At 58.1% G+C, this 26,402-nt stretch carries 25 protein-coding genes; 18 read left to right on the top strand and 7 right to left on the bottom strand.

The features are described 5' to 3' along the window. The first annotated feature begins 27 nt into the window (after nt 1-27). Nucleotides 28-2,952: an insulinase family protein gene (locus FCS96_RS18170; protein ID WP_138441774.1), complete on the top strand. Its 2,925-nt coding sequence runs from the start codon at nt 28-30 to the stop codon at nt 2,950-2,952. Nucleotides 2,953-3,054: 102 nt separating this feature from the next. On the opposite strand, the gene ppsR is transcribed toward FCS96_RS18170, so the two are convergent. After that, nucleotides 3,055-3,870 carry a posphoenolpyruvate synthetase regulatory kinase/phosphorylase PpsR gene (gene ppsR, locus FCS96_RS18165; protein ID WP_138441773.1) on the bottom strand — a complete coding sequence of 272 codons (816 nt, stop codon included), beginning with the start codon at nt 3,868-3,870 and terminating at the stop codon, nt 3,055-3,057. A gap of 168 nt (nt 3,871-4,038) precedes the next feature. Between ppsR and ppsA the strand changes: the two genes are divergently transcribed. Next, a complete protein-coding gene (gene ppsA / locus FCS96_RS18160; RefSeq protein ID WP_138441772.1) occupies nt 4,039-6,411 on the top strand; it encodes a phosphoenolpyruvate synthase in 2,373 nt (790 codons plus the stop codon). Nucleotides 6,412-6,440: 29 nt separating this feature from the next. Further along, nucleotides 6,441-6,920: a ribonuclease E activity regulator RraA gene (gene rraA, locus FCS96_RS18155; protein WP_138441771.1), complete on the top strand. Its 480-nt coding sequence runs from the start codon at nt 6,441-6,443 to the stop codon at nt 6,918-6,920. Between the two features lie 109 nt (nt 6,921-7,029). Here rraA and FCS96_RS18150 read toward each other — a convergent pair whose 3' ends face one another. The 3 genes from FCS96_RS18150 to FCS96_RS18140 form a co-directional block, all read right to left on the bottom strand. After that, the gene (locus FCS96_RS18150) at nt 7,030-7,320 is read right to left on the bottom strand and encodes a PilZ domain-containing protein (RefSeq protein WP_138441770.1); all 291 of its coding nucleotides are present in this window, start codon (nt 7,318-7,320) and stop codon (nt 7,030-7,032) included. 4 nt (nt 7,321-7,324) lie between these two features. Next, a complete protein-coding gene (locus FCS96_RS18145) occupies nt 7,325-7,996 on the bottom strand; it encodes a TIGR04211 family SH3 domain-containing protein (RefSeq protein WP_138441769.1) in 672 nt (223 codons plus the stop codon). 125 nt (nt 7,997-8,121) lie between these two features. Next, nucleotides 8,122-8,421, bottom strand: a complete 300-nt coding sequence (locus FCS96_RS18140) for a YciI family protein (protein WP_138441768.1) — start codon at nt 8,419-8,421, stop codon at nt 8,122-8,124. 120 nt (nt 8,422-8,541) lie between these two features. Here FCS96_RS18140 and FCS96_RS18135 point away from each other — a divergent pair, with 120 nt between their 5' ends. Then, nucleotides 8,542-9,420 (top strand): PHP domain-containing protein, encoded by an 879-nt coding sequence (locus FCS96_RS18135; protein ID WP_138441767.1) that lies wholly within the window; start codon nt 8,542-8,544, stop codon nt 9,418-9,420. Here the strand turns inward: FCS96_RS18135 and FCS96_RS18130 are convergent. Together FCS96_RS18130 and rne are read right to left on the bottom strand one after the other, a co-directional pair. After that, nucleotides 9,417-9,959 (bottom strand): YecA/YgfB family protein, encoded by a 543-nt coding sequence (locus tag FCS96_RS18130; RefSeq protein WP_138441766.1) that lies wholly within the window; start codon nt 9,957-9,959, stop codon nt 9,417-9,419. The genes FCS96_RS18135 and FCS96_RS18130 overlap by 4 nt on opposite strands. A gap of 3 nt (nt 9,960-9,962) precedes the next feature. Next, nucleotides 9,963-13,295, bottom strand: a complete 3,333-nt coding sequence (rne, locus tag FCS96_RS18125) for a ribonuclease E (protein ID WP_138441765.1) — start codon at nt 13,293-13,295, stop codon at nt 9,963-9,965. Nucleotides 13,296-13,889: 594 nt separating this feature from the next. On the opposite strand from rne, the gene rluC reads away from it, so the two are divergent. From rluC to FCS96_RS18110, 3 genes are read left to right on the top strand one after another with little or no spacing between them, the layout of a single operon-like run. After that, nucleotides 13,890-14,996, top strand: coding sequence for a 23S rRNA pseudouridine(955/2504/2580) synthase RluC (rluC, locus tag FCS96_RS18120; RefSeq protein WP_138441764.1), 1,107 nt, complete (start codon nt 13,890-13,892; stop codon nt 14,994-14,996). Further along, the gene (locus tag FCS96_RS18115; RefSeq protein WP_138441763.1) at nt 14,997-15,644 is read left to right on the top strand and encodes an HAD family hydrolase; all 648 of its coding nucleotides are present in this window, start codon (nt 14,997-14,999) and stop codon (nt 15,642-15,644) included. Nucleotides 15,645-15,682: 38 nt separating this feature from the next. Then, nucleotides 15,683-16,726 (top strand): S49 family peptidase, encoded by a 1,044-nt coding sequence (locus FCS96_RS18110; protein ID WP_138441762.1) that lies wholly within the window; start codon nt 15,683-15,685, stop codon nt 16,724-16,726. A 21-nt stretch (nt 16,727-16,747) separates the two neighbouring features. On the opposite strand, the gene FCS96_RS18105 is transcribed toward FCS96_RS18110, so the two are convergent. Next, nucleotides 16,748-17,344 carry a Maf family protein gene (locus FCS96_RS18105; protein WP_138441761.1) on the bottom strand — a complete coding sequence of 199 codons (597 nt, stop codon included), beginning with the start codon at nt 17,342-17,344 and terminating at the stop codon, nt 16,748-16,750. Nucleotides 17,345-17,530: 186 nt separating this feature from the next. Here FCS96_RS18105 and FCS96_RS18100 point away from each other — a divergent pair, with 186 nt between their 5' ends. The 11 genes from FCS96_RS18100 (at nt 17,531) to FCS96_RS18050 (ending at nt 26,321) form a co-directional block, all read left to right on the top strand. After that, complete coding sequence (locus tag FCS96_RS18100) at nt 17,531-18,085, top strand: YceD family protein (protein ID WP_138441760.1); 555 nt, start codon at nt 17,531-17,533, stop codon at nt 18,083-18,085. An 81-nt stretch (nt 18,086-18,166) separates the two neighbouring features. After that, entirely contained in the window at nt 18,167-18,346 is a 180-nt protein-coding gene (rpmF, locus tag FCS96_RS18095; protein WP_138441759.1) for a 50S ribosomal protein L32, read from the top strand. 25 nt (nt 18,347-18,371) lie between these two features. Continuing rightward, nucleotides 18,372-19,391 carry a phosphate acyltransferase PlsX gene (gene plsX / locus FCS96_RS18090; RefSeq protein WP_138441758.1) on the top strand — a complete coding sequence of 340 codons (1,020 nt, stop codon included), beginning with the start codon at nt 18,372-18,374 and terminating at the stop codon, nt 19,389-19,391. Between the two features lie 136 nt (nt 19,392-19,527). Continuing rightward, the gene (gene fabD / locus FCS96_RS18085) at nt 19,528-20,466 is read left to right on the top strand and encodes an ACP S-malonyltransferase (protein WP_138441757.1); all 939 of its coding nucleotides are present in this window, start codon (nt 19,528-19,530) and stop codon (nt 20,464-20,466) included. A gap of 15 nt (nt 20,467-20,481) precedes the next feature. Continuing rightward, a complete protein-coding gene (gene fabG, locus FCS96_RS18080) occupies nt 20,482-21,225 on the top strand; it encodes a 3-oxoacyl-ACP reductase FabG (RefSeq protein ID WP_138441756.1) in 744 nt (247 codons plus the stop codon). Nucleotides 21,226-21,357: 132 nt separating this feature from the next. Next, nucleotides 21,358-21,591 (top strand): acyl carrier protein, encoded by a 234-nt coding sequence (gene acpP / locus FCS96_RS18075; protein WP_012136033.1) that lies wholly within the window; start codon nt 21,358-21,360, stop codon nt 21,589-21,591. Between the two features lie 131 nt (nt 21,592-21,722). Then, complete coding sequence (gene fabF, locus FCS96_RS18070; RefSeq protein ID WP_138441755.1) at nt 21,723-22,970, top strand: beta-ketoacyl-ACP synthase II; 1,248 nt, start codon at nt 21,723-21,725, stop codon at nt 22,968-22,970. Nucleotides 22,971-22,978: 8 nt separating this feature from the next. Continuing rightward, a complete protein-coding gene (locus tag FCS96_RS18065; RefSeq protein WP_138441754.1) occupies nt 22,979-23,794 on the top strand; it encodes an aminotransferase class IV in 816 nt (271 codons plus the stop codon). Between the two features lie 5 nt (nt 23,795-23,799). Further along, a complete protein-coding gene (mltG, locus tag FCS96_RS18060) occupies nt 23,800-24,867 on the top strand; it encodes an endolytic transglycosylase MltG (RefSeq protein ID WP_348501011.1) in 1,068 nt (355 codons plus the stop codon). Next, the gene (gene tmk, locus FCS96_RS18055) at nt 24,867-25,502 is read left to right on the top strand and encodes a dTMP kinase (protein WP_138441837.1); all 636 of its coding nucleotides are present in this window, start codon (nt 24,867-24,869) and stop codon (nt 25,500-25,502) included. The genes mltG and tmk overlap by 1 nt, the downstream gene beginning before the upstream one ends. Nucleotides 25,503-25,541: 39 nt before the next feature. Continuing rightward, entirely contained in the window at nt 25,542-26,321 is a 780-nt protein-coding gene (locus FCS96_RS18050) for an AraC family transcriptional regulator (RefSeq protein ID WP_138441753.1), read from the top strand. Nucleotides 26,322-26,402 lie beyond the last annotated feature (81 nt).

Genomic DNA, 26,402 nt, shown 5'->3' with positions numbered 1-26,402 from the left:
CTAATCGTTAAAGACAGGATAGTTTGAATGGCTGCAGTGATCGACAACGCAACCCATCCGGCCTTTGAAAAGCTTCGCAGTCACCGGATTGCCACCCTCAATCTCGACATTGAAGAGTATCGCCACAAGAAAACCGGCGCCCGTCATCTGCATCTGGCGGCTGATAATGACGAAAACGTGTTTTTCGTCGCGCTGCGAACTTTTCCGATGGATTCCACCGGTGTCGCCCACGTTCTGGAACACACCGCCCTGTGTGGCAGCGAGCGTTATCCTGTTCGCGACCCGTTTTTCATGATGATCCGCCGCTCCCTGAACACCTTTATGAACGCGTTCACCAGCAGCGACTGGACCGCCTATCCGTTTGCCAGCATGAACCGGAAGGACTTCGACAACCTGTTGTCGGTGTACCTGGATTCCGTGTTTTTCTCCACACTGGATCCGCTGGACTTTGCCCAGGAAGGTCATCGCCTGGAATTTGATACCCCGAACGATCCCAGCACAGACCTGGTCTACCGCGGCGTGGTCTACAACGAAATGAAAGGCGCCATGAGTTCGCCCACCTCGCAGTTGTGGCAGAACCTGAGCAGCCATCTGTTTCAGACCACCACCTACCACTACAACAGTGGCGGCGAGCCAGACCATATTGTGGATCTGAGCTATGACGATCTGGTGAAGTTCTACCGTCACCATTACCACCCGAGCAACGCCATCTTTGCCACCTACGGCAATATTCCGGCTCATGAGCATCATGAGCGCTTTGAAGAGCTAGCGCTGAAGCGGTTCGACCGGTTGGACATTGAACTGCCGGTGCGGGATGAGAAGCGTATGTTTTCACCGGTTCGGGTGGAGCAGGGTTACGCCGTCAATGAAGGTGAGGGCACCGACCACAAGACTCACATTGTGATGGGCTGGTTGCTGGGCCACAGCTTTGATCTGCAGGAAAACCTGGAAGGCCAACTGCTGTCGGCTGTGTTGCTGGAGAACAGTGCCTCGCCGTTGATGCGTGCGCTGGAAACCACCGACCTGGGCCATGCGCCGTCGCCCATGTGCGGCTTGGAAGATTCCAACCGCGAAATGACCTTTGTCTGTGGCATTGAGGGCAGTGAGCCAGAGAAGCACAAGGACCTTGAGGCGCTGATTGAAAGCACGCTGCTGCAAGTGGTGGAAGAGGGCGTTAGCGAAGAGCGTCTGGAAGCAATCCTGCATCAGTTGGAATTGCACCAGCGCGAGATTGCCGGCGACCAGTTCCCGTACGGGCTGCAATTGATCATGACCGCCATCTCACCGATGGTGCACGGCGGCGATCCGGTGGAACTGCTGGATCTGGAGCCGGTGTTGGCAACCCTGCGTGAGAAGATTCGCGATCCGCAGTATGTGCCCAGTCTTATCCGCAAGATGCTGCTGGAAAATCCGCACCGGGTCACCTTGACCCTGCGCCCGGACGAGAAGCTCGAAGGGCATCGCCAGCAGGCCATCAGTGAGGCCCTGGCCCGTCGCAAGGCCGAGCTGACCGACGACGAAGTGAAGCAGATTGTCGATCGTGCCCAGGCGCTGGAAGAGCGCCAGATGCGCAAGGACGACGACTCCATTCTGCCGAAGGTGGATCTCACTGACGTGCCGTTGCAGATGCCGGAGCCAGAATCCCAGTACGACGGCGAGATCGCTGCCACAATTTTTGCCCGGGGCACCAATGGCCTGGTGTATGAGCAGGTAGTGGTGCCGGTACCGGAACTGACCGAAGAAGAGCTGTTGTTGGTGCCGTATTACACGTCACTGATTTCGGAAGTAGGGTGTGGTGATCTGGATTATCTGCAGATGCAGGATCGTATTTCTGCCGAATCCGGCGGTATTGGCGCCTCGTTCAATGCCAAGGGCGGTATCGACAACGTTCAGGACCTGTCTGGTTACCTGGTGTTCAATGGCAAGGCCCTGGCTCGAAACCGTAGCGAACTCACTCGTCTGTTGCGCGATGTGTACACCAGTGCCCGTTTTGATGAAACCGAGCGGGTTCGTGAGATAGTCGCCCAGATTCGGGCCCGCCGTGAACAGGCGGTGACTGGTAGCGGTCACGCCCTTGCTATGGGCGCGGCATCCCAGGGCATGGGGCCAGGAGCCTGGCTGTCGTTCCGGCTTGGTGGTCTTGCCGGTATTCGCGGTACCAAACAGCTGGATCAGGCCTTAAAAGATCCGAAAGAGCTGTCCGCGTTCTGCGACAAGCTGGCGGCGCTGCACGACAAGATTCGCAATCAGGGCCGTGAATTCCTGGTGATTGGCGAAGAAGCCCAATTGCCGGCCATGGTCGACGATTTGAAGTCCTGCTGGCAGGGCGAGGCGGGCACCGAGTCATCCAAATGGACGATGGAGCCGGTCGACTACACCACCCGTGAGGCGTGGCTGACCTCCACCCAGGTCAACTTCTGCGCCAAGGCCTATCGTACTGTGCCGGTGGACCATCCCGATGCTGCCGCGTTGACGGTACTGGGTGGCTTCCTGCGCAATGGCTACCTGCATCGCGCTGTTCGTGAGAAAGGCGGTGCATATGGCGGTGGTGCCGGTCAGGACAGCGTAAACGGCACCTTCCGATTCTTCTCGTACCGGGATCCGCGCCTGGCGGAGACTCTGGACGATTTTGACAAGTCCCTCGAGTGGCTGCAGGAAGCAGATCACGACGCGCAGGAACTGGAAGAGTCCATCCTCGGTGTTATTGGCCAGTTGGATCGCCCACGCTCTCCGGCGGGTGCGGCGCGTCATGCCTTCCATAACAAGCTGTTTGGTCGTAGCCCGGAGCAGCGCGCCCGGTTCCGTGAGCGGGTGCTGGCGGTCACGCTGGACGACATCAAGCGTGTGGCTGCCACCTGGCTGGTGCCGGCGAATGCCAGCACGGCCGTGGTGACCAGCCCGGACAACCGCGACGTGGCAGAACAACTGGGACTGGCGATTGAGGAAATGTAAATCGCCGCTGGTGGGTTAAGCTTGCACAACGAAAAAAGAGGGCCTTCGGGTCCTCTTTTTTTATGGTGCAGTTTTTATGGTGCAGGTTTGTGTGCGCGATCCTCAGCGGTTGCGCTTCAGCCCCGTGGTCACCATGATCCGGGTCGAGATCTCCTCAACCGAGTAGGCGGTGGTGTTGAGGTAGGGGATTCGCTCGCGCCGGTACATCAGTTCGATTTCCTCGATTTCGTGCATGCACTGTTTCATGGAGGAGTACCGGGAGTTCGGACGACGCTCGTTTCGAATCGTCGCCAGCCGCTCCGGCTCAATGGTCAGGCCGAAGATTTTTTCCTTGTGGGGTCGCAGGGCCGAAGGCAACAACTGGTCTGACAGGTCCTCTTCGGTGATCGGGTAGTTCGCCGCCTTGACCCCGTATTGCAGTGCCAGATAGAGACAGGTTGGGGTTTTGCCGCTTCGGGAGGCACCCACCAGGATCAGGTCCGCTTCGTCGTAGTGCCGGATGCGCGCGCCATCGTCGTTGTCGAGGGCAAAGTTCACCGCGTTGATGCGGCGCTCGTAACTGCCTTCGTTGTTGATGGAGTGCGACTTGCCCACGGTGTAGGACGACGAGGACTGCAGTTCCTGCTCCAGTGGATTGAGGAAGGTGCCGAAGATGTCGATCATGAATCCTTCCGCGGTGGCGATGATTTCCCGGATGTCGCGATTCACGATGGTATCGAACACCAGCGGCCGGGCACCGTCGATTTCCGCCGCCCTGTTAATGCGGGTGACCATCTCGGTGGCCTTTTCCTCATCGTCGATGTAAGGCACAGTCACGCGCTCGAAATCGATTTTCTCAAACTGGGCCAAAAGGCTGTGGCCGAGCGCCTCGGCGGTGAGGCCGGTGCCATCGGAAATAAAGAAAGCAGTACGTTTCATGGTGTCTCGTCCGGTTCCGTATTTGGCGGGTTCCCTAGGTAATTGCCGCAGGTTACAGTATCATACACGCCAAGTTCGAGACTCCGCAGTGGATATTGCCTGCTTTTACCGCTAGATACCGCTGGCCCGGTTATGCTCTTTGCTTTACAGACTCAAGGGAGACGTGCTTTGGAAGATTACATTATCTGGTTTGATCACCTGGGAATGTCGGATGTTGACCGGGTGGGTGGCAAAAACGCCTCTCTCGGTGAAATGATCAGTAATCTAGCCAACGCAGGCGTGACCGTGCCCGGTGGTTTCGCCACAACCGCACACGCCTACCGTGAATTCCTGGCCACTGACGGCCTGAAGGACAAGATCGACAACGCCCTGGATGCGTTGGACGTGAACGATGTGAACGAACTGGCCCGCGTGGGTGCCCAGATTCGTCAGTGGATTATCGATACCGATTTCCCGGATGTGCTGGAAAAATCCCTGGCGGACGCCTTTGCCAGCCTCCAGGCCGGCAATGACAACATGGCGGTTGCGGTGCGTTCTTCTGCCACCGCCGAAGACCTGCCCGATGCCTCCTTTGCCGGCCAACAGGAAACTTTCCTGAACGTGGTTGGCCTGCAGCAGGTACGCACCTCCGTGAAGGAAGTGTTTGCCTCCCTGTTTAACGACCGCGCCATTTCCTACCGCGTCCACCACGGCTTTGATCATAAGCTGGTGGCACTGTCCGCCGGTATCCAGAAAATGGTGCGCAGTGAAACCGCCGCCAGTGGCGTTATGTTTACCCTGGACACCGAATCCGGCTTCCGCGATGTGGTCTTTGTGACGGCCTCCTACGGCCTGGGCGAGACCGTGGTGCAGGGCGCCGTTAACCCGGACGAATTCTACGTTCACAAGCCGACTCTGGAAGGCGGCCGGCCGGCAGTACTGCGCCGCAACCTCGGCAGCAAGGCCATCAAGATGGTCTACAACACCGCTGCGGACACGGGCGAGTTCGTCGAAACCGTCAAGGTAGAGCAGGAAGACCGCAACCGCTTCTGCATCACCGACGCGGAAGTTGAAGAGCTGGCCAAGCAGGCCATGATCATCGAGAAGCACTATCAGCGCCCGATGGACATTGAGTGGGCCAAAGACGGCGACGACGGCCGGATTTACATCGTGCAGGCCCGCCCGGAAACGGTGAAGAGCCGCGCCTCCGCCAACGTCATGGAGCGCTATTTGCTGAACGAAACCGGCAAGGTGCTGGTGGAAGGCCGCAGTATCGGCCACAAGATCGGCAGCGGCCCGGTGAAGATCATTACCAGCATCAAAGAGATGGATCGTGTGCAGGCCGGTGACGTGCTGGTTACCGACATGACCGACCCGGATTGGGAGCCGGTCATGAAGCGCGCGGCAGCGATTGTCACCGATCGCGGTGGCCGTACCTGCCACGCGGCGATTATCGCCCGGGAGCTGGGTATTCCGGCCGTGGTTGGCTGTGGCGATGCCACCGAGCTGCTGAAGGACGGTCAGGAAGTGACCGTCTCCTGCGCCGAGGGCGATACCGGCATGATCTACGAGGGCGCGTTGGACTTCGAGCTGCGCGAGAACACCGTAGACTCCATGCCTAACATTCCGTTCAAGATCATGATGAACGTGGGCAACCCGGACCGCGCCTTTGACTTCCAGTCGCTGCCGAACGAAGGCGTGGGCTTGGCCCGGCTTGAGTTCATCATCAACCGCATGATTGGCGTGCATCCCAAGGCGTTGCTGAACTTTGACGGCTTGCCTCGCGACATCAAGCAGACCGTTGAGAAGCGTATTTCCGGTTACAGCTCGCCGGTCGATTTTTACGTCGATAAGCTGGTTGAGGGTATCTCCACCCTGGCAGCCGCTTTTGCGCCCAAGAAAGTGATCGTGCGCCTGTCGGACTTCAAATCCAATGAGTACGCCAACCTGATTGGCGGCACGCTTTATGAGCCGGATGAAGAAAACCCGATGCTCGGCTTCCGTGGCGCGTCCCGCTACATTTCAGAAACCTTCCGGGACTGTTTCGAGCTGGAGTGTCGCGCGCTGAAGAAGGTGCGTAACGAAATGGGCCTCACCAACGTGGAAGTCATGGTGCCGTTCGTGCGCACCGTGGGCGAAGCCGAGCAGGTGGTTAACCTGCTGGCTGAAAACGGCCTCAAGCGTGGCGAGAACGGCCTGCGCGTCATCATGATGTGCGAGCTGCCGGCCAACGCGCTGCTGGCGGATCAGTTCCTTGAGCACTTTGATGGCTTCTCTATTGGCTCCAACGACCTGACTCAGCTCACCCTGGGCCTCGACCGGGATTCCGGCATCATTGCGCACCTGTTTGATGAGCGTAACGATGCGGTGAAGGCGCTGCTCTCGAATGCGATCCAGGCCTGTAAGAAAGCCGACAAATACATCGGTATCTGTGGCCAGGGACCGTCGGATCATCCGGATCTGGCCAAGTGGCTGATGGACCAGGGCATCGACACGGTGTCCCTGAACCCGGATTCGGTTCTGGATACCTGGTTCTTCCTGGCCGACGAAAAAATCGACTGAGATCTATTTCAGGAAAAGGAGAGCAAACAGTGGCAGATATCATTACCCCGGACCTCTGTGACGAGTTCCCGGAAGTTGAAGTCGTCGAGCCGGGTTTCAACAACTACGGTGGCAACAGGGCATTCGGTGGCGAAATCGTCACCGTGAAGTGCTTCGAGGACAACTCCGTGGTCAAGGAACAGGTGGGCCTGCCGGGCAATGGCCGCGTTATGGTGGTGGACGGTGGTGCTTCAAAGCGCCACGCGCTGCTGGGTGACATGCTGGCGGAGAAGGCCGCCAGCAATGGCTGGGCCGGTCTGATTATCTACGGCTGTGTGCGTGATGTTGATGAGATTGGTAACACTGCGCTGGGTGTTCAGGCGCTGGGCACGCATCCGCGCAAGAGTGAGAAGCGCGGTCTGGGTGACCTGAATGTGCCGGTGACCTTCGGCGGCGTGACTTTCCGTCCGGGCGACTATGTCTACGCCGACAACAACGGCATTATCGTCTCCAAGAAGCCTCTGGTCTGAGGCGTTACCCCTTAGTCCTCATCCCATTCGTGGGCCAGAGACACAAAAACGGCGGCCACTGGCCGCCGTTTTTCGTTCTGCAGATGACACTTGGTCAGCGAGTGATCGTTTAACGTGTGACTTCGCTGATATTCGTTCCCAGCAGGAACCCGTTACCGTTCGGCTCGCATCGAATCACCTCGCACACCGTTTCCAGTGGCGGAAACTGGTCGCTACTGGGGTGCAGCACGGTCTGCAGCTCTTCGCCGGTCGCTACTTCCTGTTCAACGTAGATTTGCATACCGGCCGCACTGAGGTCACGGCAGACGCCTTTAAAGCGGTTGCCCTGACTGTCGGTAATCTCGATTTCCGAGTTCACCTGCATGCGGTGAAAATCGCGCTTTTCCGAATAATCCTTCATGGTATCAGGCCCAGTTGTCGGTTTTTCTTGTTGGTTTCAGCATCGGAATGATCAGCGCCAACAGCACGCCACCAAGCACCAGTCCGGCGCCCAATAGCATGAAATCGGATTCCTTGCTGGCTTCCAGTCGCTCGTTTTCAGCGGTCAGTACTTCGAGATCGTTGCGGATTTTCTGGTTCTCTTCCCTTAGCTCACGGTTGCGGCGCTCCAGGTTGATGGAGTCCGCGGCAATGCTCTTGATTCGCTGGAGTTCTTCCTGAAGTGTTTCTGAGCGCTCTGACAGGGATGCTTCAGCATTTTCCAGAGCATTACGCTGCTGAGTGGTCTCGGACAGCTGTTGCTTCACCTGGGACAGCTCACTGCGGGCTTGCTCCAGTTCGCGGTTGGCTCGCTTCAGGCGATCAGCGGCAATAGGGGAGTCGCTCAAGTACTGGCTGGAAACCCAGCCTTCCGTGCCTTTCGGAGTGCGAACCCGGGTATAACCGGAATCGGTGGTTTCCAGCACCTCCAAAGGGGTGCCGCTGGGAACCGCATTTTCGATAATTCGAAACTGGGTACCGGCGCCGGCCCGAACCGGCAGGTAAAGCTGGTCGTCAACCCAGACGGTTTTGGCCTGAGCCACAGCCACAGAGGACACAACGAAAAGTAGACTGATAAGGAGACGGAAAGGCGTCACTGGATACGATCCCTGAGTTAGACGATTAAATTGCTGTCATTGTTCAAAGCCGCAATTCTGTCATAGATAGTCGGTCGTTCAAGCGGGCCCGCATTACAATAAACTCATGCAATGGGGTCCGGCGCCTAAGGCAGCACGGCTTTGAACGGTTTGACCACGACCTTCTGATAGACCCCAGCTTCGATGTAGGGGTCGGCGTCGGCCCAGGCCTGAGCGGCCTCGAGCGAATCAAATTCTGCGACCACCAGGCTGCCGGTGAAGCCGGCTTCACCGGGATCCGGGGTATCGATGGCCGGATGGGGGCCAGCCACCAGCAGGCGACCTTCGGCTTTCAGTGCGTGCAGGCGCTCAAGGTGCGCAGGCCGCGCGGATTGGCGCATGGGTAGGCTGTTTTCGACGTCTTCGCTGATAATGGCGTAATACATACCGCTCTCCGGTTGGTTGCCAGTTCGTCTGGCAACAAGATCTGTCACACGATCAGGGCATGGCTGGTACACTGGTCGTCAAACTGGCGCCTTTGCCAACCACCTGATTCAGGATTTTTAGTGACTATACCGCAAGACCTTGATTTGTGCATCGATCTGCACTGCCACAGCACCGCCTCTGACGGCGCCCTGACACCGACTGACTTGGTGAGCCGGGCAGCTGAACGGGGCGTGACCCATCTGGCGCTGACTGACCACGATACCATTGCAGGCTTGGATGAGGCTCGCAGCGCTGCCGCCGAGCAGGGTTTGGTGATCATTCCCGGTATCGAGCTGTCCTGCCTGTGGAAGAGTCGCACTATTCATGTGGTTGGTCTGGATTTTGATCCTGAAAACCCGGCGTTCCAGCAAGCGCTCGAGCAACAGAATGAAAACCGGTGGGCGAGGGCGCGGATGATTGCCGATCGCCTGGGCAAGCTGAAGGTACCCGATCTGTTGGAGCGGGCGACTGCCGCATCAGGTGGTGATGTGCCTGGCCGGCCCCATTTTGCTCAGATTCTGGTGCAGGATGGCGTGGTCAGCAATACCGCCCAGGCGTTCAAGCGCCATTTGGGTAGCGGGAAACCCGGTGACGTCAAGGCCTACTGGCCGGAGTTATCCGAAGTAGTCCAGTGGATTAATGATGCCGGTGGGATTGCGGTGCTAGCGCACCCGCGTAAGTACCAGCTTACCGCCACCAAGTTGCGGGACCTTACCGCCGATTTTCGGCGTGCGGGTGGACGAGCTATCGAGGTTTCAACCTCAGGCCAGTCCAGTGGCGATCTGGGCTTTCTGGTGGAGTTGTGCCGCCGTGAGCAATTGCTGGCATCCCAAGGTAGTGACTTCCATTTCCCGGGACCTGCCTGGTGTGAGCTGGGCCGCATAATGAAAATGCCAGACGGGCTTGAGCCGGTCTGGCATTATTTCAAAACTCCTGTGGGCGTGCCCGCACCGGTTTAATCCGGTGCGTGGAACAGCAGATACAGGTCGGTCAGAGAATCCGGAATAGCATCCGCCATTTGCCGTGACAGCTTCTCGCTGTTACGAACGTTCTGGAAATCCTCGTCTTCGAACAACCCGGACAGCGTCAGCATCGGCACCAGCAGATCTGCGGTTTCGTCCTCGCTGGCTGCTTCCAGCCATTCCTCTTCACGCTCCAGGAAGGTGTCGACAAACCCGGCGCACCAGTTTTCCAGTGCGTTCATCGGGTCGCCGTCTTCCGGTTCTGGCAGTTCCAGGGCCTGGCCCATATCCAGGGCGTGGGCCATGGCCGAAGCCAATTGCTGAACGCAGCGACGGAAGACTTCCGGAACTCCGCTATCTGGCACCGTCTGGACGCCAGTGGCGAGGCGGAAAATTTCTTCCGCGCTCAGTTCTGCCGGGCCGACCACGCTGGCGCAGACAACGCCATGGAAGCCGAAGAAGTCCAGGGCGTCTTCGCCCCAGGGCTCGGCAAACAGGATGTCTTCCAGCGCATCAATGTCGGAATTGGATAGCATTCTTTAATTACTCCCGGCTTTCTTGGCCTCTTCCGCAGCGCGTTGGCGCTTACGGACTTCTCTCGGATCATTGTAGGCGCGGCCCGGTGTCACCGGAACTTCAACGGCCGGCTTGGACTCGGCTGCGGCCTTTTCCTGATCTGCCGCTGCTACTGAAGAGGCAGGCTTGGCGGTTTCTGGCTTGGATTCTGCTGCCGCAGGCTTCGGCTCCGGAGCCTTCTCTGCGGGTTTGGCTTCAGCAACCTTCTGCTCGGGTGCCTTGGCAGCCGTTTCCTTCTGAGCGGGCGCCTTCGGCTCTGCCGGGGCTGCCTTAGCGGCCTCTTGCTCAGGCGCTTTTGCCTTGGCTGGCTTTTGCTCTGGCCCTGACTGCTCAGGCTTCTTCTCTTCAGCCGCTTCTTGCCGGGGCGCTTTCTGCTCCGGAGCCTTCTGCTCCGGAGTCTTCTGCTCAGGAGTCTTCTGCTCAGGAGTTGTCTGCTCAGTTGCTTTCTGGTCCGCGCCAGTTTCCTGGGCGGCCTTCTGCGGGGCCGGCTTCTGCTCAATGGTCTCGGCCTCTGCTGCCGGCTTTTCTTCTGCGGCAGGTTTGGCTTCCGGGCTTGGCGACGGCTTGGCTGTGTCGGCCTTCGCCGCCGGCTTGTCGGCTTCTTTGCTGTCTGCGGCTGCGGCGGTGTTGGCTTGCTCGTCAGCCTTGGCTGGCTTGGCCCGCTTCACCGGAGCTTCTTGGGCTGACTCGGCCTTGGCTTCCGCCTTGGTCTCGGGCTTATCCGCAGCCTTCGGCTCCGGAGTGCTTTTTGCCTTGGCCGGCTGAGTGCTCTCCGCTTTCGCTGAGGGCTTCGCTGTCTCGCCCTTGGTCTCTGGCTTGGCTTCGGTCTTGGCTTCTGTTTTGGGCTCAGCTTTGGCCTGCGTCGGTGCGCCGGTATCCTGGGCCGGCTTGTTGTCGGCCGCCTTCTCCGGTGCTACTTTCTCGCGCGGCTTTTGGCGACCTTCGGCAGCCCTTACATCCTGCTTGCCAGTATCGGCCGTTTGCTCAGGCTGGGTGTCCTTCTGGTGCTTTTCGCTGCGTGAAGTCTTGCGATCGGCCGGAGTAGAGGTTGGAGTGTCGGACGGCGAGCCATCGCGACCACGTTGACGACGGGGCTTACGGCCTTTTTCGGCTGAACCACCTTTGTCGGCCGAACCGCCTTTGTCAGCGCTGGCTGGTTTCTTGCCAGTATCCTGTTGGACCTTCTGGTCCGTCTGGTCCTTCTGCTCCTGCGCTTCCTTCTGCTCGCGCTGGGGCTTGTTGCGACCCTGGCCACGACCACGGTTTTGATTGTCCCTGCGGCCATCACCACCTTTGTTGTCGCCGCCACGGTTATCAGCACCTTTGCTCTCGACGCTCTTGTCGGCTGCCGGGCGTTTCTGGGCGTTGCGGTTCTGGTCGTCGCCGCGGTTGCGCCCGCGTCCACGGTTGTCGTCACCGCGGCCTTGCTGGCCGCCCTGGCGACGATCACTGCCGCTGCGGTTGCCACCAGCGCGTTGATCATCGCGGGCTACGCGGGATTTGCGACGGTCCTGGCGACCCTGGTTGCGGCGGTCTTCACGGGCAGCCTTGTTCTTGTCGCGGCTCTCTTCGGTCTGAGCTTCTTCATCGCTGAAGAAGCCGGCGATCTTGCGACCCAGACGGCGGAACAGGCCTTCTTCCTGTTCTGGCGCCTCGACTGCTTTCGCGGCCGAGGTGGGGGCCGGTGCACTCGGGCGAATGGCCTTAACGGCGGCCTGTTCGCGAGCCGGGCGCTCAGGAGCCGGTGCCTCGAATACCTCTTCCTCACGCACGCTGTATTCCTGGGCCACCTGGTGGCTGGAAACGTGCTCAGGTGTGGTCTCGTCCTGGCGCATTCTCAGAATTTCAAAATGCGGTGTTTCCATGTGCGGAACGGGTACCACAACCACGCTCACTTCCTGGTCCGCTTCGATATCGGCCAGCTGCTTGCGCTTTTCGTTCAGCAGGAAGGTCGCCACGGAAACGGGAACCACGGCACGAACTTCGCCGGTCTTCTCCTTGGAGGACTCTTCGTAAATCAGGCGCATGATGCTCAGTGCCAGCGACTCGATGCCACGAATCGTGCCCTGGCCTTCACAGCGAGGGCAGACTTCGCTGCGGGTCTCGCCCAGAGAGGGGCGCAGGCGCTGGCGGGACATCTCGAGCAGGCCAAAGCGGGAGATCTTGCCGACCTGAACTCGGGCGCGGTCAATTTCCAGAGCTTCGCGGATCTTTTGTTCAACTTCACGCTGGTGCTTGGCCGGTGTCATGTCGATGAAGTCGATAACGATCAGGCCTCCCATATCACGCAGGCGCAACTGACGGGCGATTTCTTCCGCCGCTTCCAGGTTGGTCTGCAGTGCGGTCTCCTCAATGTCGTGACCCTTGGTAGCGCGGGAGGAGTTGATGTCGATGGACACCAGGGCTTCGGTCGGATCGATGACGATGGAGCCGCCGGATGGCAGCTTCACTTCACGCTGGAAAGCAGTCTCGATCTGGCCTTCGATCTGGTAGCGGCTGAACAGTGGGATTTCATCCTTGTACAGCTTGATCTTGTTCTCGAACGTGGGCATCACAGCGCGGACGAAGTTCAGAACGTCCTCGTAAACACTGTTGGAGTCGATCAGCACTTCGCCGATGTCCTGACGGAGGTAGTCGCGCACGGCGCGGATGATCACGTTGCTTTCCTGGTGAATCAGGAAGGGGGCTTTACGTTCGCCGGCGGCTTGGGTGATGGCTTCCCAGAACTGCACCAGGTAGTCGAGATCCCACTGAAGTTCTTCGGAGTTGCGGCCAATGCCGGCGGTACGCACGATGATGCCCATGGACTTGGGCACCTGAACGTCGTTCATGGCTTCCTTGAGCTGAGCCCGCTCTTCGCCTTCGATGCGACGGGAAATACCTCCGGCGCGGGCGTTGTTGGGCATCAAAACCAGGTAGCGTCCGGCAAGGGAGATGAAGGTGGTCAGGGCAGCGCCTTTGTTGCCGCGCTCTTCCTTATCAACCTGGACGATGACTTCCTGGCCTTCGGCGACCACGTCCTTGATGTTGACCTTGCCTTCGATCTGGCCGGGTGATTTCTTGAAGTACTCTTTGGAGATTTCCTTCAGGGGCAGAAAGCCGTGGCGCTCGGCGCCGAAGTCGACAAAGGCGGCCTCAAGACTGGGCTCAACGCGGGTAATGCGGCCCTTGTAGATGTTGGCTTTTTTCTGCTCGCGGGAACTGGATTCGATATCAAGGTCGAACAGACGCTGGCCGTCGACCAGTGCGACGCGCAACTCTTCGGGATGAGTTGCATTGATGAGCATTCTTTTCATGGAAAGAAGAAGTTCCTGTCGTTTAATTTTGACAGAAAACCATGAGGGGTCGTATCAGCGAAGCAGGATGTGCGTGCCGCGGGGCTCTTCTACATCAAGAGCATACCGGCGGCCAGACGAATCAGACCCTTATGGGGTGCGATCCTATTGGTCTTAGACCACCGACAGTCTGGCCACCTGTGGGCAGCGAGAGGTCGTATAAAGTTGATGTCTGTTGACGCATATAATCCGTTTTCAGGTTCACTCAGGTGCCTGGGTCTCACGTCGTATTCGTAAGCTGGACGGCCCGGCCCTGGGTGGCAATGATTCTTCGCGATGTCGCCCGTCGGTTTTCCGTACGGTTTTAATACTCTCCCGGAAGCAGGGTGCAGCCGTCATCGGTCTGTCCTGGGGCCCCGGGAGCATTTTCTCCGCCGTTGCCCGATAGTGATTGGGCATGCGGCGTTCAAACTCTCGAATAGTGTCGGTATACTTCTGCCGCTCCGGCTTCTGACTAGAGTCTGTCAGGCCGTAGACAAACGACAGAGCACGCCGGAATATAACAGCATTCGGGTGGCCATTCAATGCTGCAATCACCTGCTCCTAAGGAATTCTATGTCCCGCAAGCCCGCGCGCAGAAAATCCGCCGCAAAGCGACCGGCAAAAGCCGCCGCCCCTCGGGCCCGGGATGCCGCGCGCAAGTCGCCGAGCACCGAGCGCATCGGAACTGATCGTCGCCCGAGCACTGAGCGTCAAACTGAGCGGAAAGAGGTGCGCCAGGGGGTTCAGGTGGTCGTTGTCGATGAAGATAACGAGGGGCAAAGGGTCGATAATTTTCTGCTGGCTCAGCTTCGCGGTGTGCCCAAGAGCATTATCTATAGGGTGGTTCGAAAAGGCGAGGTGCGCGTCAACAAGGGCCGGGTCAAGCCTGATACCCGATTGAAAGCCGGCGACCAGGTTCGTATCCCGCCGGTGACCATTAAGGAGAAGCCGACCCAGGTGGAGCCGGGTGCCCGGGTTCAGGGTGTCATGGAAGCCGCGGTGGTGTTCGAGAACGAGCAGATGCTGGTGGTTAACAAGCCCTCTGGCATTGCCGTTCACGGTGGTAGCGGGCTCAGCTTCGGTTTGATTGAAGTGCTGCGTTCGGCGCGCCCAGAATCCCGCTTCCTGGAGCTGGTGCATCGGCTCGACCGGGATACTTCCGGCCTGGTAATGGTGGCCAAGAAGCGTTCGGCCCTGCGTTTCCTGCAGGATGAATTGCGCCATAAGCGTATCCGCAAGCACTACCATGCCCTGGTGAGTGGTCACTGGTCGGAGGCGGTAAAGCGGGTAGAGGCGCCTTTGCTGCGCTACGAGATGCCCAATGGCGAGCGTCGGGTGAAGGTTGATGACGCCGGCAAGGAGTCTCTGACTCTGTTTCGCTGCCTACAGCGCTATGAAGGGTACAGTCTGGTCGAGGCGTCTCCGGTTACCGGTCGGACCCATCAGATACGCGTGCACTGCACCTGCGAGGGTCATCCGATTGCCGGTGACGACAAGTATATGGATGATGTAAGCCTCAAGGCCTTCCGTGCTGTTGGTGGTCAGCGGCTTATGCTTCACGCCCGGGCGCTCGAATTCAGTTTACCGGTTACCGGTGAGCCGATGCGGTTGGAGGCACCCTACGACGATGCATTTGCGGATGTGCTCAAAATTCTGGAAGCGCGCAACAGGAACCAATAGATGAAGGTCAAGGTTGTCATATTTGATTGGGACGGGACCCTGGTGGATTCCGTGGAGCACATTGCCGAAAGTCTGCATCAGGCTGCGACCGAACTGGGTTACCCGCAACTGGAGCGGGAGGCGTATCGCGACATTATTGGTCTCGGCATGATTGAGGCGCTTGAGAAACTCTACCCGGGCATTAGTCGGGAGGAGATGACAGCTATTCGCGAAGGCTATGGCCGCTACTTCTTCAGCAAGGTAACTACGCCCCAGAATGTCTTTGCCGGCATGGCCGATGTGGTGACTGATATTCGTGGCGCGGGCCTCGGATGTTCGGTGGCGACTGGCAAGAGCAGGCGTGGCCTGGACATGGCGCTGGATTCCAGTGGTCTTGGTCCGCATTTCAATATTACTCGTTGCGCCGATGAAACCCGGTCGAAGCCAGACCCTGCCATGCTCGAGGAGATTGTCCGGTTCTACGGTATTGAGCCGGCGGATGCAGTGATGATCGGCGATACCCGCTATGACCTTGATATGGCCCAGCGGATTGGCATGCCGTCCATCGGTGTGGAGTGGGGTGTGCACAAGCGCGATGTGCTCGGCGACTACTCGCCGCACGCCATTGTCGACACGGTGCCGGATCTTCGTAAGGTGTTGGGGCTTTAACGCCAGTTCTATTTGAACGTTGCTGACAGGATGTATGCATGACTGACTGGGATTCCGATAATAACCCCGATTGGGGCGATAAGCCGGTGGAGCAAGAGGGTGGTGCCAAGCCCAAGGCGGGCCGAAAGACGCCAAACCTGCCTCCCGAATCCGGGCGAGACTGGAAGCTGATCGAAAAGCTGGTGATGTCGCTGCAATCGGAGCAGCGTCGCAGTCGTCGCTGGGGGATATTCTTCAAGTTCCTGACGTTCGGCTATCTGTTCGCTCTGCTTTTCATGTTCAAATTTCCACTCGGCGATACCATCGACTCGGCGACCGGTAAGCACACCGCGCTGGTTGAGATCAATGGGCCGATTGCTGCCGATGAGCTGGCCAGCGCCGACAACATCGTTGGCGCGCTGCGCACGGCGTTCGAGGAAAAGAATGCCGTGGCCGTGGTGTTGCGCATCAACAGTCCTGGCGGAAGCCCGGTGCAGTCTGGCTACGTGTACGATGAGATCAAGCGCCTGCGCGAGGAGTATCCGGACAAGAAGGTGTACTCAGTCATTTCCGATGTTGGTGCCTCGGGCGCCTACTACATTGCCTCCGCTGCCGATGAAATCTATGCCAACCGAGCCAGCCTGGTGGGGTCCATCGGGGTTGTTGCCGGTGGTTTTGGTTTCACTGGAGTGATGGAGAAGCTGGGAGTTGAGCGTCGGTTGTACACTGCTGGTGACAACAAGGCCTTCTTGGATCCGTTCTCGCCAGAACAGGAGGAAGAGGTGGTGTTCTGGCAGGGCGTGCTGGAGAACACCCATGAGCAGTTCATTGAGGCGGTGAAAGCGGGTCGGGGTGATCGGCTGGCCGATGACGAGCGTCTGTTCAGTGGTCTGATCTGGAGTGGCGAGCAGGCCAAAGAGTTGGGGCTCATTGACGGGCTTGGCAGTTCCTCCTGGGTGGCGCGACAGCTCGTAGGCCAGGAGGATCTGGTGGATTACAGTCGGCGTAAGTCACCGCTGCAGGATATTGTTGATCAGCTTGGCGTCGCTTTCGGGGAAGGGTTTGCCGGCCAGATGCTGGAGTCCCGGCTGGAGCTGCGCTAACACTCTCTGCTGATTCGCTGCTTAGCGGGTCAGCAGTGGATTGAGTCCCCAGTTTCTCAGCATGTCATTCAGCGCGATCAGGGGCAGGCCAATCAGACTGTTCGGGTCGCGCCCCTCCATGGCTTTGAATAGCGTGATTCCCAGGCCTTCCATGCGGAAGCTGCCAGCGCAGTCATAGGGCTGCTCCTTGTTTAGGTAGCCTTCGATTTCTTCCTCGGACAGTTCCCGGAATTGCACGGAAAAGCGCTCGCAGTGGGCTTGTGCCCGGTCTGCGCTTGGGTCGAGTAGGGTGAGGCCGGTCAGGAATTGCACGGTCTGGCCGCTGCTGCGTTGCAATTGGCTGACGGCTTGCTCATGGCTGCCCGGTTTTGATAACAGGGTGCCATCGGGCAGGCAGGCCACCTGGTCGGAGCCAATGATCCAGTGTTGTGGGTATTGGTTTGCCAGGGCGCGAGCCTTGGATTCTGCCAGGCGGGTGGCCAGTTGTTCCGGGCTGTCGCCGGGCCTGGGGCTTTCGTCGATGTCGGGGCTTGCGGTCTCGAATGGCAGGCCGAATCGCTCCAGCAGTTCCCGGCGGTATGGGGATGATGAGGCAAGAAGTAAGGGGCGCGATGACATCGGGCGTTTCCTTTTATGGATTGGTTATGGCTTAGTTATGGCTGAGTTATGACTAAGGGTTGTGCCGAGCGGGGCAGTTGCCCGAAGTTGGTTATCGTAAGATACACCTATCTGCACCGGAACCTCCGGGCAAAAGACAACGAAGTCTTTGACACCAGAGGGCTGCGCCCCTAAAATTGCGCGCCTATGTCAAATGCGTCACACGCCGAGTTACCTAAATCTGTCGATCCTTATCGGTTGGCGGAGCATAACACCACGCTGGAGGGAAGCATTCCCCTCAGTGCGTTGACTCGTTTCCGGGAATCGGTTCTGGGCGTTGATGAAGGGTCTGTGTGCAACGTTAAGCTGTCCTTCTATATGGATGCGCAGCGCCGTCGTATTGTCTCCGGTGAGCTGGAGGCTCTGGTTAGCCTTGAGTGCCAGCGGTGCATGGGTGACATGCGCACAACGCTGAACTCCCAGTTTACGCTGGGGCTGGTAACCAGCGATGAGCAGGCGCAACAGCTGCCGAAAGATCTTGAGCCGTTCCTGACGGATGACTTCAGTGCTGAACTGTGGTCAATGGTTGAGGACGAGCTATTGTTGGTGCTGCCGGCATTTCCGCTCCATGAGCGCAGTGAATGTCCAGCCCGCGAAGACCTGGAAGCCTACGAGCCAGACGGATCTCCGGCGCAGCCGGATGAGCCGAAAAAAGAGAATCCCTTCAGCGTGTTGGCGGATCTCAAGAAAACGAAACACTAAGCAGGTGCTGACTCTGATTGAGAGTCTGCGCTTTACACTGAACACACGTTTTATTTACGTAAACAGGTCAGGAGCATAATCATGGCTGTACAGAAAAACCGCAAGACTCGTTCCAAGCGCGGCATGCGTCGTTCACACGACGCCCTGAGCACTGCCGCTCTGTCCACCGATTCAACAACCGGTGAAGTTCATCGTCGTCACCACGTCTCTCCGGACGGTTTTTACCGCGGCAAGCAGGTAATCGAAGCTTCTGACGAGTAATTCAGTTGCGATCAGGCACCGCCCGATGACTGATGGAGCAACGGTGAAGCCGGTAACCATCGCCATTGATGCCATGAGCGGTGATCGCGGAGCCGCAGTGGTGGTCTCCGCGGCGCTTGATGCGGTGCGTGAAAACGAAGCCTTGAGTATCGTTCTGGTAGGAATACGGAGCGAGCTTGAGGCTTTGTTGCGTGAAGAGCATGCGAGAATTCGCATTGTTGAGGCTGCGGATGTGGTGCGCATGAATGAGCGCCCCTCCCATGCCCTTCGCCACAAAAAAAGTTCCTCCATGGCGATCGCCCTCGGCCTGGTCCGGGATGGCGAAGCTCAGGGTTGTGTCAGCGCCGGTAATACCGGGGCGCTGATGGCGTTCGGTCGTTCTCTGATCCGTATGTACCCGGGTATTGAACGGCCGGCGATTTCCAAGCTTATCCCCTCTCTTCGTGGTCGTTGCCACGTTCTTGATCTCGGCGCTAACGTCGATTCCACGGCTGAAAATCTCTATCAGTACGCCCTGATGGGTTCTCTGATGGCGTCTGCCATGTCGGGTCAGTCCGAGCCACGCGTGGCGTTGCTGAATGTCGGCGAAGAGGAAATCAAGGGCAATGAACAAGTGCGTCTTGCCTCTCACATGCTGGCCCAGTGCGATACATTGAATTACATCGGTTACGTCGAGGGCAGCGACCTGTTCCGGGATGTTGCCGATGTGGTTGTTTGTGATGGCTTTGTCGGTAATATCGCGCTGAAAACCGGGGAGGGTGTCGCTGGTCTGTTGATTGAGCTCATGGAACAGGCTTTCACCCGGACGCTCTACGGCCGTTTTGTCGGCATGATGGCGCGCCCCATTATCGGTCGCCTGCTGCGGCTGATGGATCCGTCACGTCACAATGGTGCAAGCCTGCTTGGGCTCCAGGGAGTTGTCATCAAAAGTCATGGCAATGCTAATGAACGCGCGATGTTGGCGGCCATTCGCCAGGCAGTTCGTGAAGTGGAGCTGGAAGTCCCTCGACGAATCAATGATCGCCTCGATGACCTCATGCTCTAAGCCTTTACGACTGAAGGGCTCTACATCTCTGAGACTAAAGTCGGTCCCGTTTTTGATGTGTATTCGCGGATAATTGGCTTAACTTGTACTATTGGCTAATCACCCGTAACACTTCAATGACGTTAAGATCCTCACTATGAAATCAGCCTTTATTTTCCCCGGTCAGGGGTCCCAGTCAGTCGGTATGCTGTCAGCGGCAGCCGAGGCGTGGCCCATCGTCAATAAAACCTTTGCCGAAGCATCCAATGCCCTTGGCTACGACCTGTGGCAGCTGTGCCAGAAAGGCCCGGCCGAAGAACTGAACCAGACCATGGTTACCCAGCCGGCGCTTCTGACGGCCAGTGTTGCCCTGTGGCGTCACTGGCAAGTGGCGGGTGGCGGCCGGCCCAACTTTGTGGCGGGCCACAGCCTGGGTGAATACAGCGCGCTGGTTGCGGCAGAGAGTCTCGATTTTGTCGACGCGGTTAAACTGGTTCGCCTGCGTGGCGAGCTGATGCAGGACGCGGTACCTGCCGGTGAAGGCAAGATGGCCGCAATTCTAGGCCTTGAGGACGACGACGTGGTGGCCGCGTGTGCCAGTGCCGCCAACGGCGACGTGGTCGCAGCGGTTAACTTCAACGCCCCGGGGCAGGTTGTTATTGCCGGGTCGGCCGCTGCCGTTGAGCGCGCTATTGAGGCCTGTAAGGAAAAGGGTGCCCGCAAGGCTATGCCGCTGCCGGTCAGTGTGCCGTCGCATTGTGCGCTGATGAAAGGCGCTGCCGACGAGCTTGCGGGTGAACTGGAAGATGTGCGCTTTAACGACGCTGTCATACCCGTTATACAAAATGTTAACGCTGTCGCTGAGACGGATTCCGATACACTCAAGGCCAATCTGCTAAAGCAACTATATTCCCCGGTGCTGTGGACTGATTCGGTGCGCACCCTGGTGGATAGCGGTGTGTCGGTTGCAGTTGAGTGTGGCACTGGTAAGGTGCTGGCCGGTTTGATCAAGCGAATTGATCGTGGTCTGGCTGTTCACAGTATCGAAGAGCCGGATTCACTGGCGAAAGCGCTGGACGCATTCAGTCAGTCCTAAAAAAGGGAGTTATTCATGTCTTTGGAAGGCAAAACCGCACTGGTAACCGGTGCAACTCGCGGCATTGGCAAGGCCATTGCCCGGGCGCTGGCAGAGCAGGGTGCTGAAGTGATTGGCACGGCCACCAGTGCCGAAGGCGCCGAAACCATTTCCAATGATCTCAAATCTGCGGGCCTGAAAGGCTACGGTATCGTGATGAACGTTGCCGAGGCCGAAAGCATCGATGCCGGGTTGAAGGAAATTGCCAGCACCTCTGGCGCGCCTCAGATTCTGGTCAACAACGCCGGTATCACCCGCGATAACCTGCTGATGCGCCTGAAGGAAGACGATTGGGCGGCGGTTCTGGAAACCAACTTGTCCAGCGTGTACCGCACCAGCAAGGCGGTGTTGCGTGGCATGGCCAAGGCCAAGTGGGGGCGGATTATCAATATCAGCTCCGTGGTGGCCGGTATGGGAAATCCGGGGCAGGGTAACTACTGCGCCGCCAAGGCAGGCGTAGAGGGCTTTACCCGCAGTCTGGCCAAGGAAATGTCGAATCGGGGTATTACCGCCAACTGCGTGGCTCCCGGGTTTATCGACACCGATATGACAAAAAAACTGGACGACAAGCAGCGTGAGACTATGCTGGAAATCATACCCGCGGGTCGTCTGGGTGAGCCGGAAGAAGTGGCAGCCGTGGTTGCCTTCCTGGCATCAGATGCAGCCGGATACGTGAGTGGCGAGACCATCCACGTGAACGGCGGAATGTACATGGGATAGACTGGGGCGGCTGCTTGTACGCAAGCCCTTGTCACACAACATGTTTGACCGAATCCCTGCTTGTTTGCGGGTGGGGTTTAAATTAAACTTGCAGCACAAAGTTGCTTGGTTAACACATAAAGTGAGGACATTATGAGTACAGTTGAAGAGCGCGTGAAGAAGATCGTTTGTGAACAGTTGGGCGTTAAAGAGTCCGAAGTTCAGAACTCATCTTCTTTTGTAGAGGATCTTGGCGCTGACTCACTGGACACCGTTGAGCTGGTAATGGCACTGGAAGAGGAATTTGAAACTGAAATTCCCGACGAAGAAGCCGAGAAGCTGGCCAGTGTTCAGGACGCGATTGACTACATTGTCGCGCACACCTGATACTCTGCAGTAGTAAAAGCCAGGCAAGAAGCCGTCCTTGTTTCTAAACTAAGGGCGGCTTTTTTATTGGTTGGAATTCAGGTTCAATTGGTGATCGGACGCACTTGTAAAAGGATCGGGTGAAAGAGTTTATGAGTAAACGACGGGTTGTCATCACAGGTATGGGGATGTTGTCTCCTTTGGGCAACGACGTAAAAAGTTCCTGGGAAGGCGTACGGGCGGGCCGCAGTGGCATCGGTAATATCGAGCGCTTTGACGCGTCCGGGTACAACACCCGTATTGGCGGCGCCATAAAGGATCTTGACCTTGAGCCCTGGCTGTCCACCAAGGAAGCCCGAAAGCTTGACGCCTTCATCCATTACGGTTTGATTGCCGCCCAACAGGCCGTGGACGACAGCGGCCTGGATGATTACGACGCGCTGGACAAAGACCGTGTAGGTATCGCCATTGGCTCAGGCATTGGTGGTCTGGAGTACATTGAAAAAAATGTGCTGACCATGGATAAGTCCGGGCCCCGAAAGGTGTCGCCATTCTTCGTTCCTGCCTCCGTGATCAACATGATTTCCGGCAATGCCGGGATCCGTTTTGGCTATCGCGGTCCCAACATTGCCATCGTAACCGCCTGCACCACGGGCACTCACAACATTGGCTATGCGGCCCGAACCATCGCTTACGGCGATGCCGACGTGATGCTCGCCGGCGGTTCGGAAATGGCAACGACCCGAACCGGGATTGCTGCATTTTCTGCCGCCCGGGCGCTGTCCACGCGCAACGACGAGCCGGAGAAGGCAAGCCGGCCCTGGGATCGTGAACGGGATGGTTTTGTTCTGAGCGACGGCGCTGGTGTGGTGGTTCTGGAAGACCTTGAACATGCCAGGAAACGCGGTGCCACCATCTACGGTGAAGTGGTCGGCTTTGGCATGAGCGATGATGCCCACCACATTACCGCTCCGCCTGCGAGCGGGGAGGGCGCTGCCCGCTCCATGAACAATGCCCTGCGCGATGCCGGAATGAGCCCGGATGAGGTTGATTATATCAACGCCCACGGCACCTCCACCCAGGTTGGCGATGTTGCTGAAGTGGCGGCGGTGAAATCCGTCTTTGGCGATCACGCTGAAAAGCTGGCCATGAGCAGCACCAAATCGATGACCGGGCATTTGCTGGGCGCCGCCGGTGCCGTTGAAGGCATTTTCTCCGTTCTGGCAATCCGCGATGGCCTGTTGCCGCCGACCATCAATCTGGACAACCCCGATGAGGGCTGTGATCTGGATTTTGTCGCTAACAAGAGCCGCAAATCAGATGTTCGCGTCGCGCTCTCCAATTCCTTTGGCTTTGGCGGTACCAACGGCACACTGATTTTCCGCCGCTACGAGGACTAAACCAGCTCATGCTCAATCTGTTCTGGGCGGATGAAGGCGGGTTGCCGGCTAGTGATCGTGGGTTGGCCTACGGCGATGGTCTGTTCGAGACTGTCCGGATGCAGGGGCAACAGGGCGTTCTGCTTTCCAGGCATGTCGTGCGCCTTGTCCGTGACGCCGCCCGGCTGGGAATCGTGGTGTCTCGGGAGGAGCTTAACGGCGTGTGCGCCCAGGCTGCACAACGCTGGGCCGACAGCTTTGACAGTGGCTGGGTATTGAAGCTGATTCTGACCCGCGGCGCAGGTGGGCGTGGTTATCGCCCGGATGACAACATGCGCCCGAACCTCCTGTTATCTGCGGCCTCGCTTCCGCCTGAGCCCGATGCCAGGGGGGTGGTGGCGGATTTCTCGCGAGTACCGCTGTCGGTTCATCCGATGTTTGCTGGCATCAAATCCCTTAACCGACTCGACCAGGTGATGGCGGCCCGTGAACTGCACGACGGGCTCTTCGAAGTGATTATGTCAAATCACGACGGTTACCTGATTGAAGGCACGCGAACCAATCTGCTACTCAAAACCCGGTATGGCTGCGTCACACCGCCGGTTTCAACACTGGCCGTGGCCGGTGTCATGCGCGAGTGGATATTGGAACGTCTGCGTGAACGCGGAGAACCGGTGCTGGAGCAGCCGCTGACCATTGCCGATGTGACTGGCCCCGACTGCCAGGGGCTTTTCCTGCTCAACAGCTTGTTCGGACTGGTTCCGGTGCGGCGTCTTGCCGATCAGGATTTGCCTGTCGATAGCGGACTTGCGACAATCGTGCATCCTCTCGATCTACTGGAATAATTCCCTTGCTCAAGAAGTTACTGACTGCCTCGCTTTGCGCGATGGTATTGATAGCGGCAGGTACCGGGCTCTGGGCCTGGCAGGGCCTGCAAACCCTCAAACAACCTGTGGCTCTGGACGAGCCGGTGTTGTTCAGCCTGCCCAATGGTACGGCTTTCGGTCAGGTGGCGCGGATGCTTGAGCGAGAGGGGCTGATTAAACAGAGTCTGTGGTTGCGGGTGCATGGGCGACTGTACCCGGATCAGGCAAGAATCAAAGCCGGGGAATATGAGTTCACCAACGGCATGACCCCGCTTGATATGGTCACTGCCATGGTCGCCGGTGACACCAAACACTGGTCTGTGCAGTTCATTGAGGGCTGGACCTTCAGTGACATGCGGGCGGCGCTGGCGCGCACTGAACGCCTGGAGCAAGTGACCAGGGATTGGAGCGATGCCGAAATCATGAAGGCCGTCGGCGCCGAGGGCGAGCATCCGGAAGGGCGTTTCTTCCCGGACACCTATCTGTTTACCAGCACGGAATCCGACCTGGACCTACTCCAGCGGGCGTTCGACACCATGGAAACCGTCCTGGCGGAAGAGTGGGCCGCGCGTGAACCGGACCTGCCGTACAGTTCGCCTTACGAAGCGCTGATCATGGCGTCTATTGTTGAGCGCGAAACTGGCGCGACCCATGAGCGCGACCGGGTCGCCGGTGTGTTTGTGCGCCGCCTGCAAAAAGGTATGCGCTTGCAAACCGATCCGACCGTTATCTACGGCATGGGTGACCGTTACAAGGGGCGCATCGGCAAGCGTGACCTGCGTACCCATACCCCGTACAACACCTATCGTATTGACGGCCTGCCGCCGACCCCAATAGCGCTGCCTGGTCGGGAGGCGATTCATGCTGCGCTACACCCGGACGACGGTGATGCACTGTATTTCGTTGCCCGTGGGGATGGCACTCACAAGTTTTCCCGAACACTCGCGGAGCACCAGAAGGCCGTTCGCGAGTTCCAACTCAATCGTCGTAAAGATTACCGGTCATCGCCGGCGGCCCAAAACGATGCGAGCAGCGATAGCGGAGATTCATGATGACCCGACGCGGTCAGTTCATTACCTTCGAAGGCACTGAGGGCGTGGGTAAATCCACTCAGTTGGCCAACGCGGCAGACGCCCTGAAGGGGCTCGGTGTCGATGTCGTGGTTACCCGGGAGCCGGGCGGTACGCCCATGGCGGAATCCATCCGCGAACTCTTGCTGGCGCCTCGGGATGAGCCAGTGAACGAGACCACCGAATTGCTGCTGATGTTTGCGGCTCGTGCCCAGCACCTCAATAACCGTATCCTGCCGGCTCTGGATCGAGGGCAGTGGGTGTTGTGTGACCGCTTTACCGATGCCACTTTTGCCTATCAGGGTGGTGGCCGCGGTGTCTCATCCGAACGAATTGCGATGCTGGAGAACCTGGTGCAGGGCGACGTACGGCCTGATCATGTCATCCTCCTGGATGCGCCGGTTGAAACCGGCATGAAGCGGGCGCGTAGTCGTGGCGATCTGGATCGGTTTGAGCAGGAGGCGGTGTCGTTCTTCCAGCGCATCCGTGATACCTACCTGGAACGTGCCCAGGCTGCCCCCGATCGCTACAGCGTAGTGGACGCCGCCGCCTCCCTTGAGCAGGTAACTGCCTCCATCCGTGACCTTGTGTGCAAATTTCACTCAGATCTGCTTTAATTGACCAATATTATCAAATATTAAGGTGCGCTTGCGTCTATGTTGGATGCTCGACTACTGAAGTTGCCCGTCGCCTCTCATCAGCACTGCCATGAGCATCATCAGATCGTGGTGGGTGTGCGAGGCGAGGCAAATTTGAGTGTCGACGGCAACGGATCTCATCTGGACGACTCTCGCGCCTGTCTGGTGCCCACTGAGGCCCGCCATGATTACTGTGGTGACAACCGCAATCACGTTCTTGTGATTGATCTGAATCCCCGGTTACCCGCCATTCACTCCCCCGCCAATGCCGCCTATGAACGTCTGGCGCCCCTGTTTGAGAGACCGCGTACCCTGCACCTGGATGATCGACTCCAGGGCATGATTCAGTTCGCAGCGAGCGAATTTGACCGGGCACCGGCTAACGACGTGATGAAGCACCATCTGGCTGCCAGCATTCTTCACTGCATGGCGGAGCGCCTGAACCAGCGTTCGAAAGTGGTGTACAGCCGCCATGCCATTCGCACGGATCACATCAAGCGTTATATTCTGGATAACTTGCACCGGAAGATCCGGGTCAGGGATCTCGCGGCCGTGGCCTGCCTGAGTGCGAGCCGGTTTCATGAGATTTTTCGGGACGCCACTGGCGTGACCCCGCACCAGTTCCTTCTTCAGACCCGTCTTGAACGGGCGTCACAGCTGTTAGTGTCGACGACTTTGCCGATTTCAGAAGTCGGTTATCGCACCGGGTTTTCCTCGCAGAGTGCCTTGACCAATGCCCTGCGAAAGCATCGGGACACTACGCCTTCACAGCTACGTTTCGGTGAAAAAATAGCCTGATTTTGAAAAATCCCGGCTTTTTGGACGATTTATCAAAAAGATCGTAGGATTTTGCAAGTTTGAGATCCGTAGTAATACTAA

The sequence above is a fragment of the Marinobacter alexandrii genome, assembly GCF_005871205.1.
Taxonomy (GTDB): domain Bacteria; phylum Pseudomonadota; class Gammaproteobacteria; order Pseudomonadales; family Oleiphilaceae; genus Marinobacter; species Marinobacter alexandrii.
The sequence above is the reverse complement of the archived record's forward strand: the minus strand, read 5'-3'. Positions and strand labels throughout refer to the sequence as shown.

Bases quoted from the DNA above. Each gene is read 5' to 3' on its own strand.
- FCS96_RS18100 (WP_138441760.1), top strand. From the start codon at position 17,531: ATGTCAAATGCGTCACACGCCGAGTTACCTAAATCTGTCGATCCTTAT.
- ppsR (WP_138441773.1), bottom strand. From the start codon at position 3,870: ATGAAACGTACTGCTTTCTTTATTTCCGATGGCACCGGCCTCACCGCC.
- fabD (WP_138441757.1), top strand. From the start codon at position 19,528: ATGAAATCAGCCTTTATTTTCCCCGGTCAGGGGTCCCAGTCAGTCGGT.
- plsX (WP_138441758.1), top strand. From the start codon at position 18,372: ATGACTGATGGAGCAACGGTGAAGCCGGTAACCATCGCCATTGATGCC.
- FCS96_RS18150 (WP_138441770.1), bottom strand. From the start codon at position 7,320: ATGAAGGATTATTCGGAAAAGCGCGATTTTCACCGCATGCAGGTGAAC.
- acpP (WP_012136033.1), top strand. From the start codon at position 21,358: ATGAGTACAGTTGAAGAGCGCGTGAAGAAGATCGTTTGTGAACAGTTG.
- FCS96_RS18170 (WP_138441774.1), top strand. From the start codon at position 28: ATGGCTGCAGTGATCGACAACGCAACCCATCCGGCCTTTGAAAAGCTT.
- fabG (WP_138441756.1), top strand. From the start codon at position 20,482: ATGTCTTTGGAAGGCAAAACCGCACTGGTAACCGGTGCAACTCGCGGC.
- rluC (WP_138441764.1), top strand. From the start codon at position 13,890: ATGTCCCGCAAGCCCGCGCGCAGAAAATCCGCCGCAAAGCGACCGGCA.
- rpmF (WP_138441759.1), top strand. From the start codon at position 18,167: ATGGCTGTACAGAAAAACCGCAAGACTCGTTCCAAGCGCGGCATGCGT.
- FCS96_RS18140 (WP_138441768.1), bottom strand. From the start codon at position 8,421: ATGTATTACGCCATTATCAGCGAAGACGTCGAAAACAGCCTACCCATG.
- fabF (WP_138441755.1), top strand. From the start codon at position 21,723: ATGAGTAAACGACGGGTTGTCATCACAGGTATGGGGATGTTGTCTCCT.
- FCS96_RS18110 (WP_138441762.1), top strand. From the start codon at position 15,683: ATGACTGACTGGGATTCCGATAATAACCCCGATTGGGGCGATAAGCCG.
- tmk (WP_138441837.1), top strand. From the start codon at position 24,867: ATGACCCGACGCGGTCAGTTCATTACCTTCGAAGGCACTGAGGGCGTG.
- FCS96_RS18050 (WP_138441753.1), top strand. From the start codon at position 25,542: ATGTTGGATGCTCGACTACTGAAGTTGCCCGTCGCCTCTCATCAGCAC.
- FCS96_RS18065 (WP_138441754.1), top strand. From the start codon at position 22,979: ATGCTCAATCTGTTCTGGGCGGATGAAGGCGGGTTGCCGGCTAGTGAT.
- rne (WP_138441765.1), bottom strand. From the start codon at position 13,295: ATGAAAAGAATGCTCATCAATGCAACTCATCCCGAAGAGTTGCGCGTC.
- FCS96_RS18115 (WP_138441763.1), top strand. From the start codon at position 14,997: ATGAAGGTCAAGGTTGTCATATTTGATTGGGACGGGACCCTGGTGGAT.
- FCS96_RS18105 (WP_138441761.1), bottom strand. From the start codon at position 17,344: ATGTCATCGCGCCCCTTACTTCTTGCCTCATCATCCCCATACCGCCGG.
- FCS96_RS18130 (WP_138441766.1), bottom strand. From the start codon at position 9,959: ATGCTATCCAATTCCGACATTGATGCGCTGGAAGACATCCTGTTTGCC.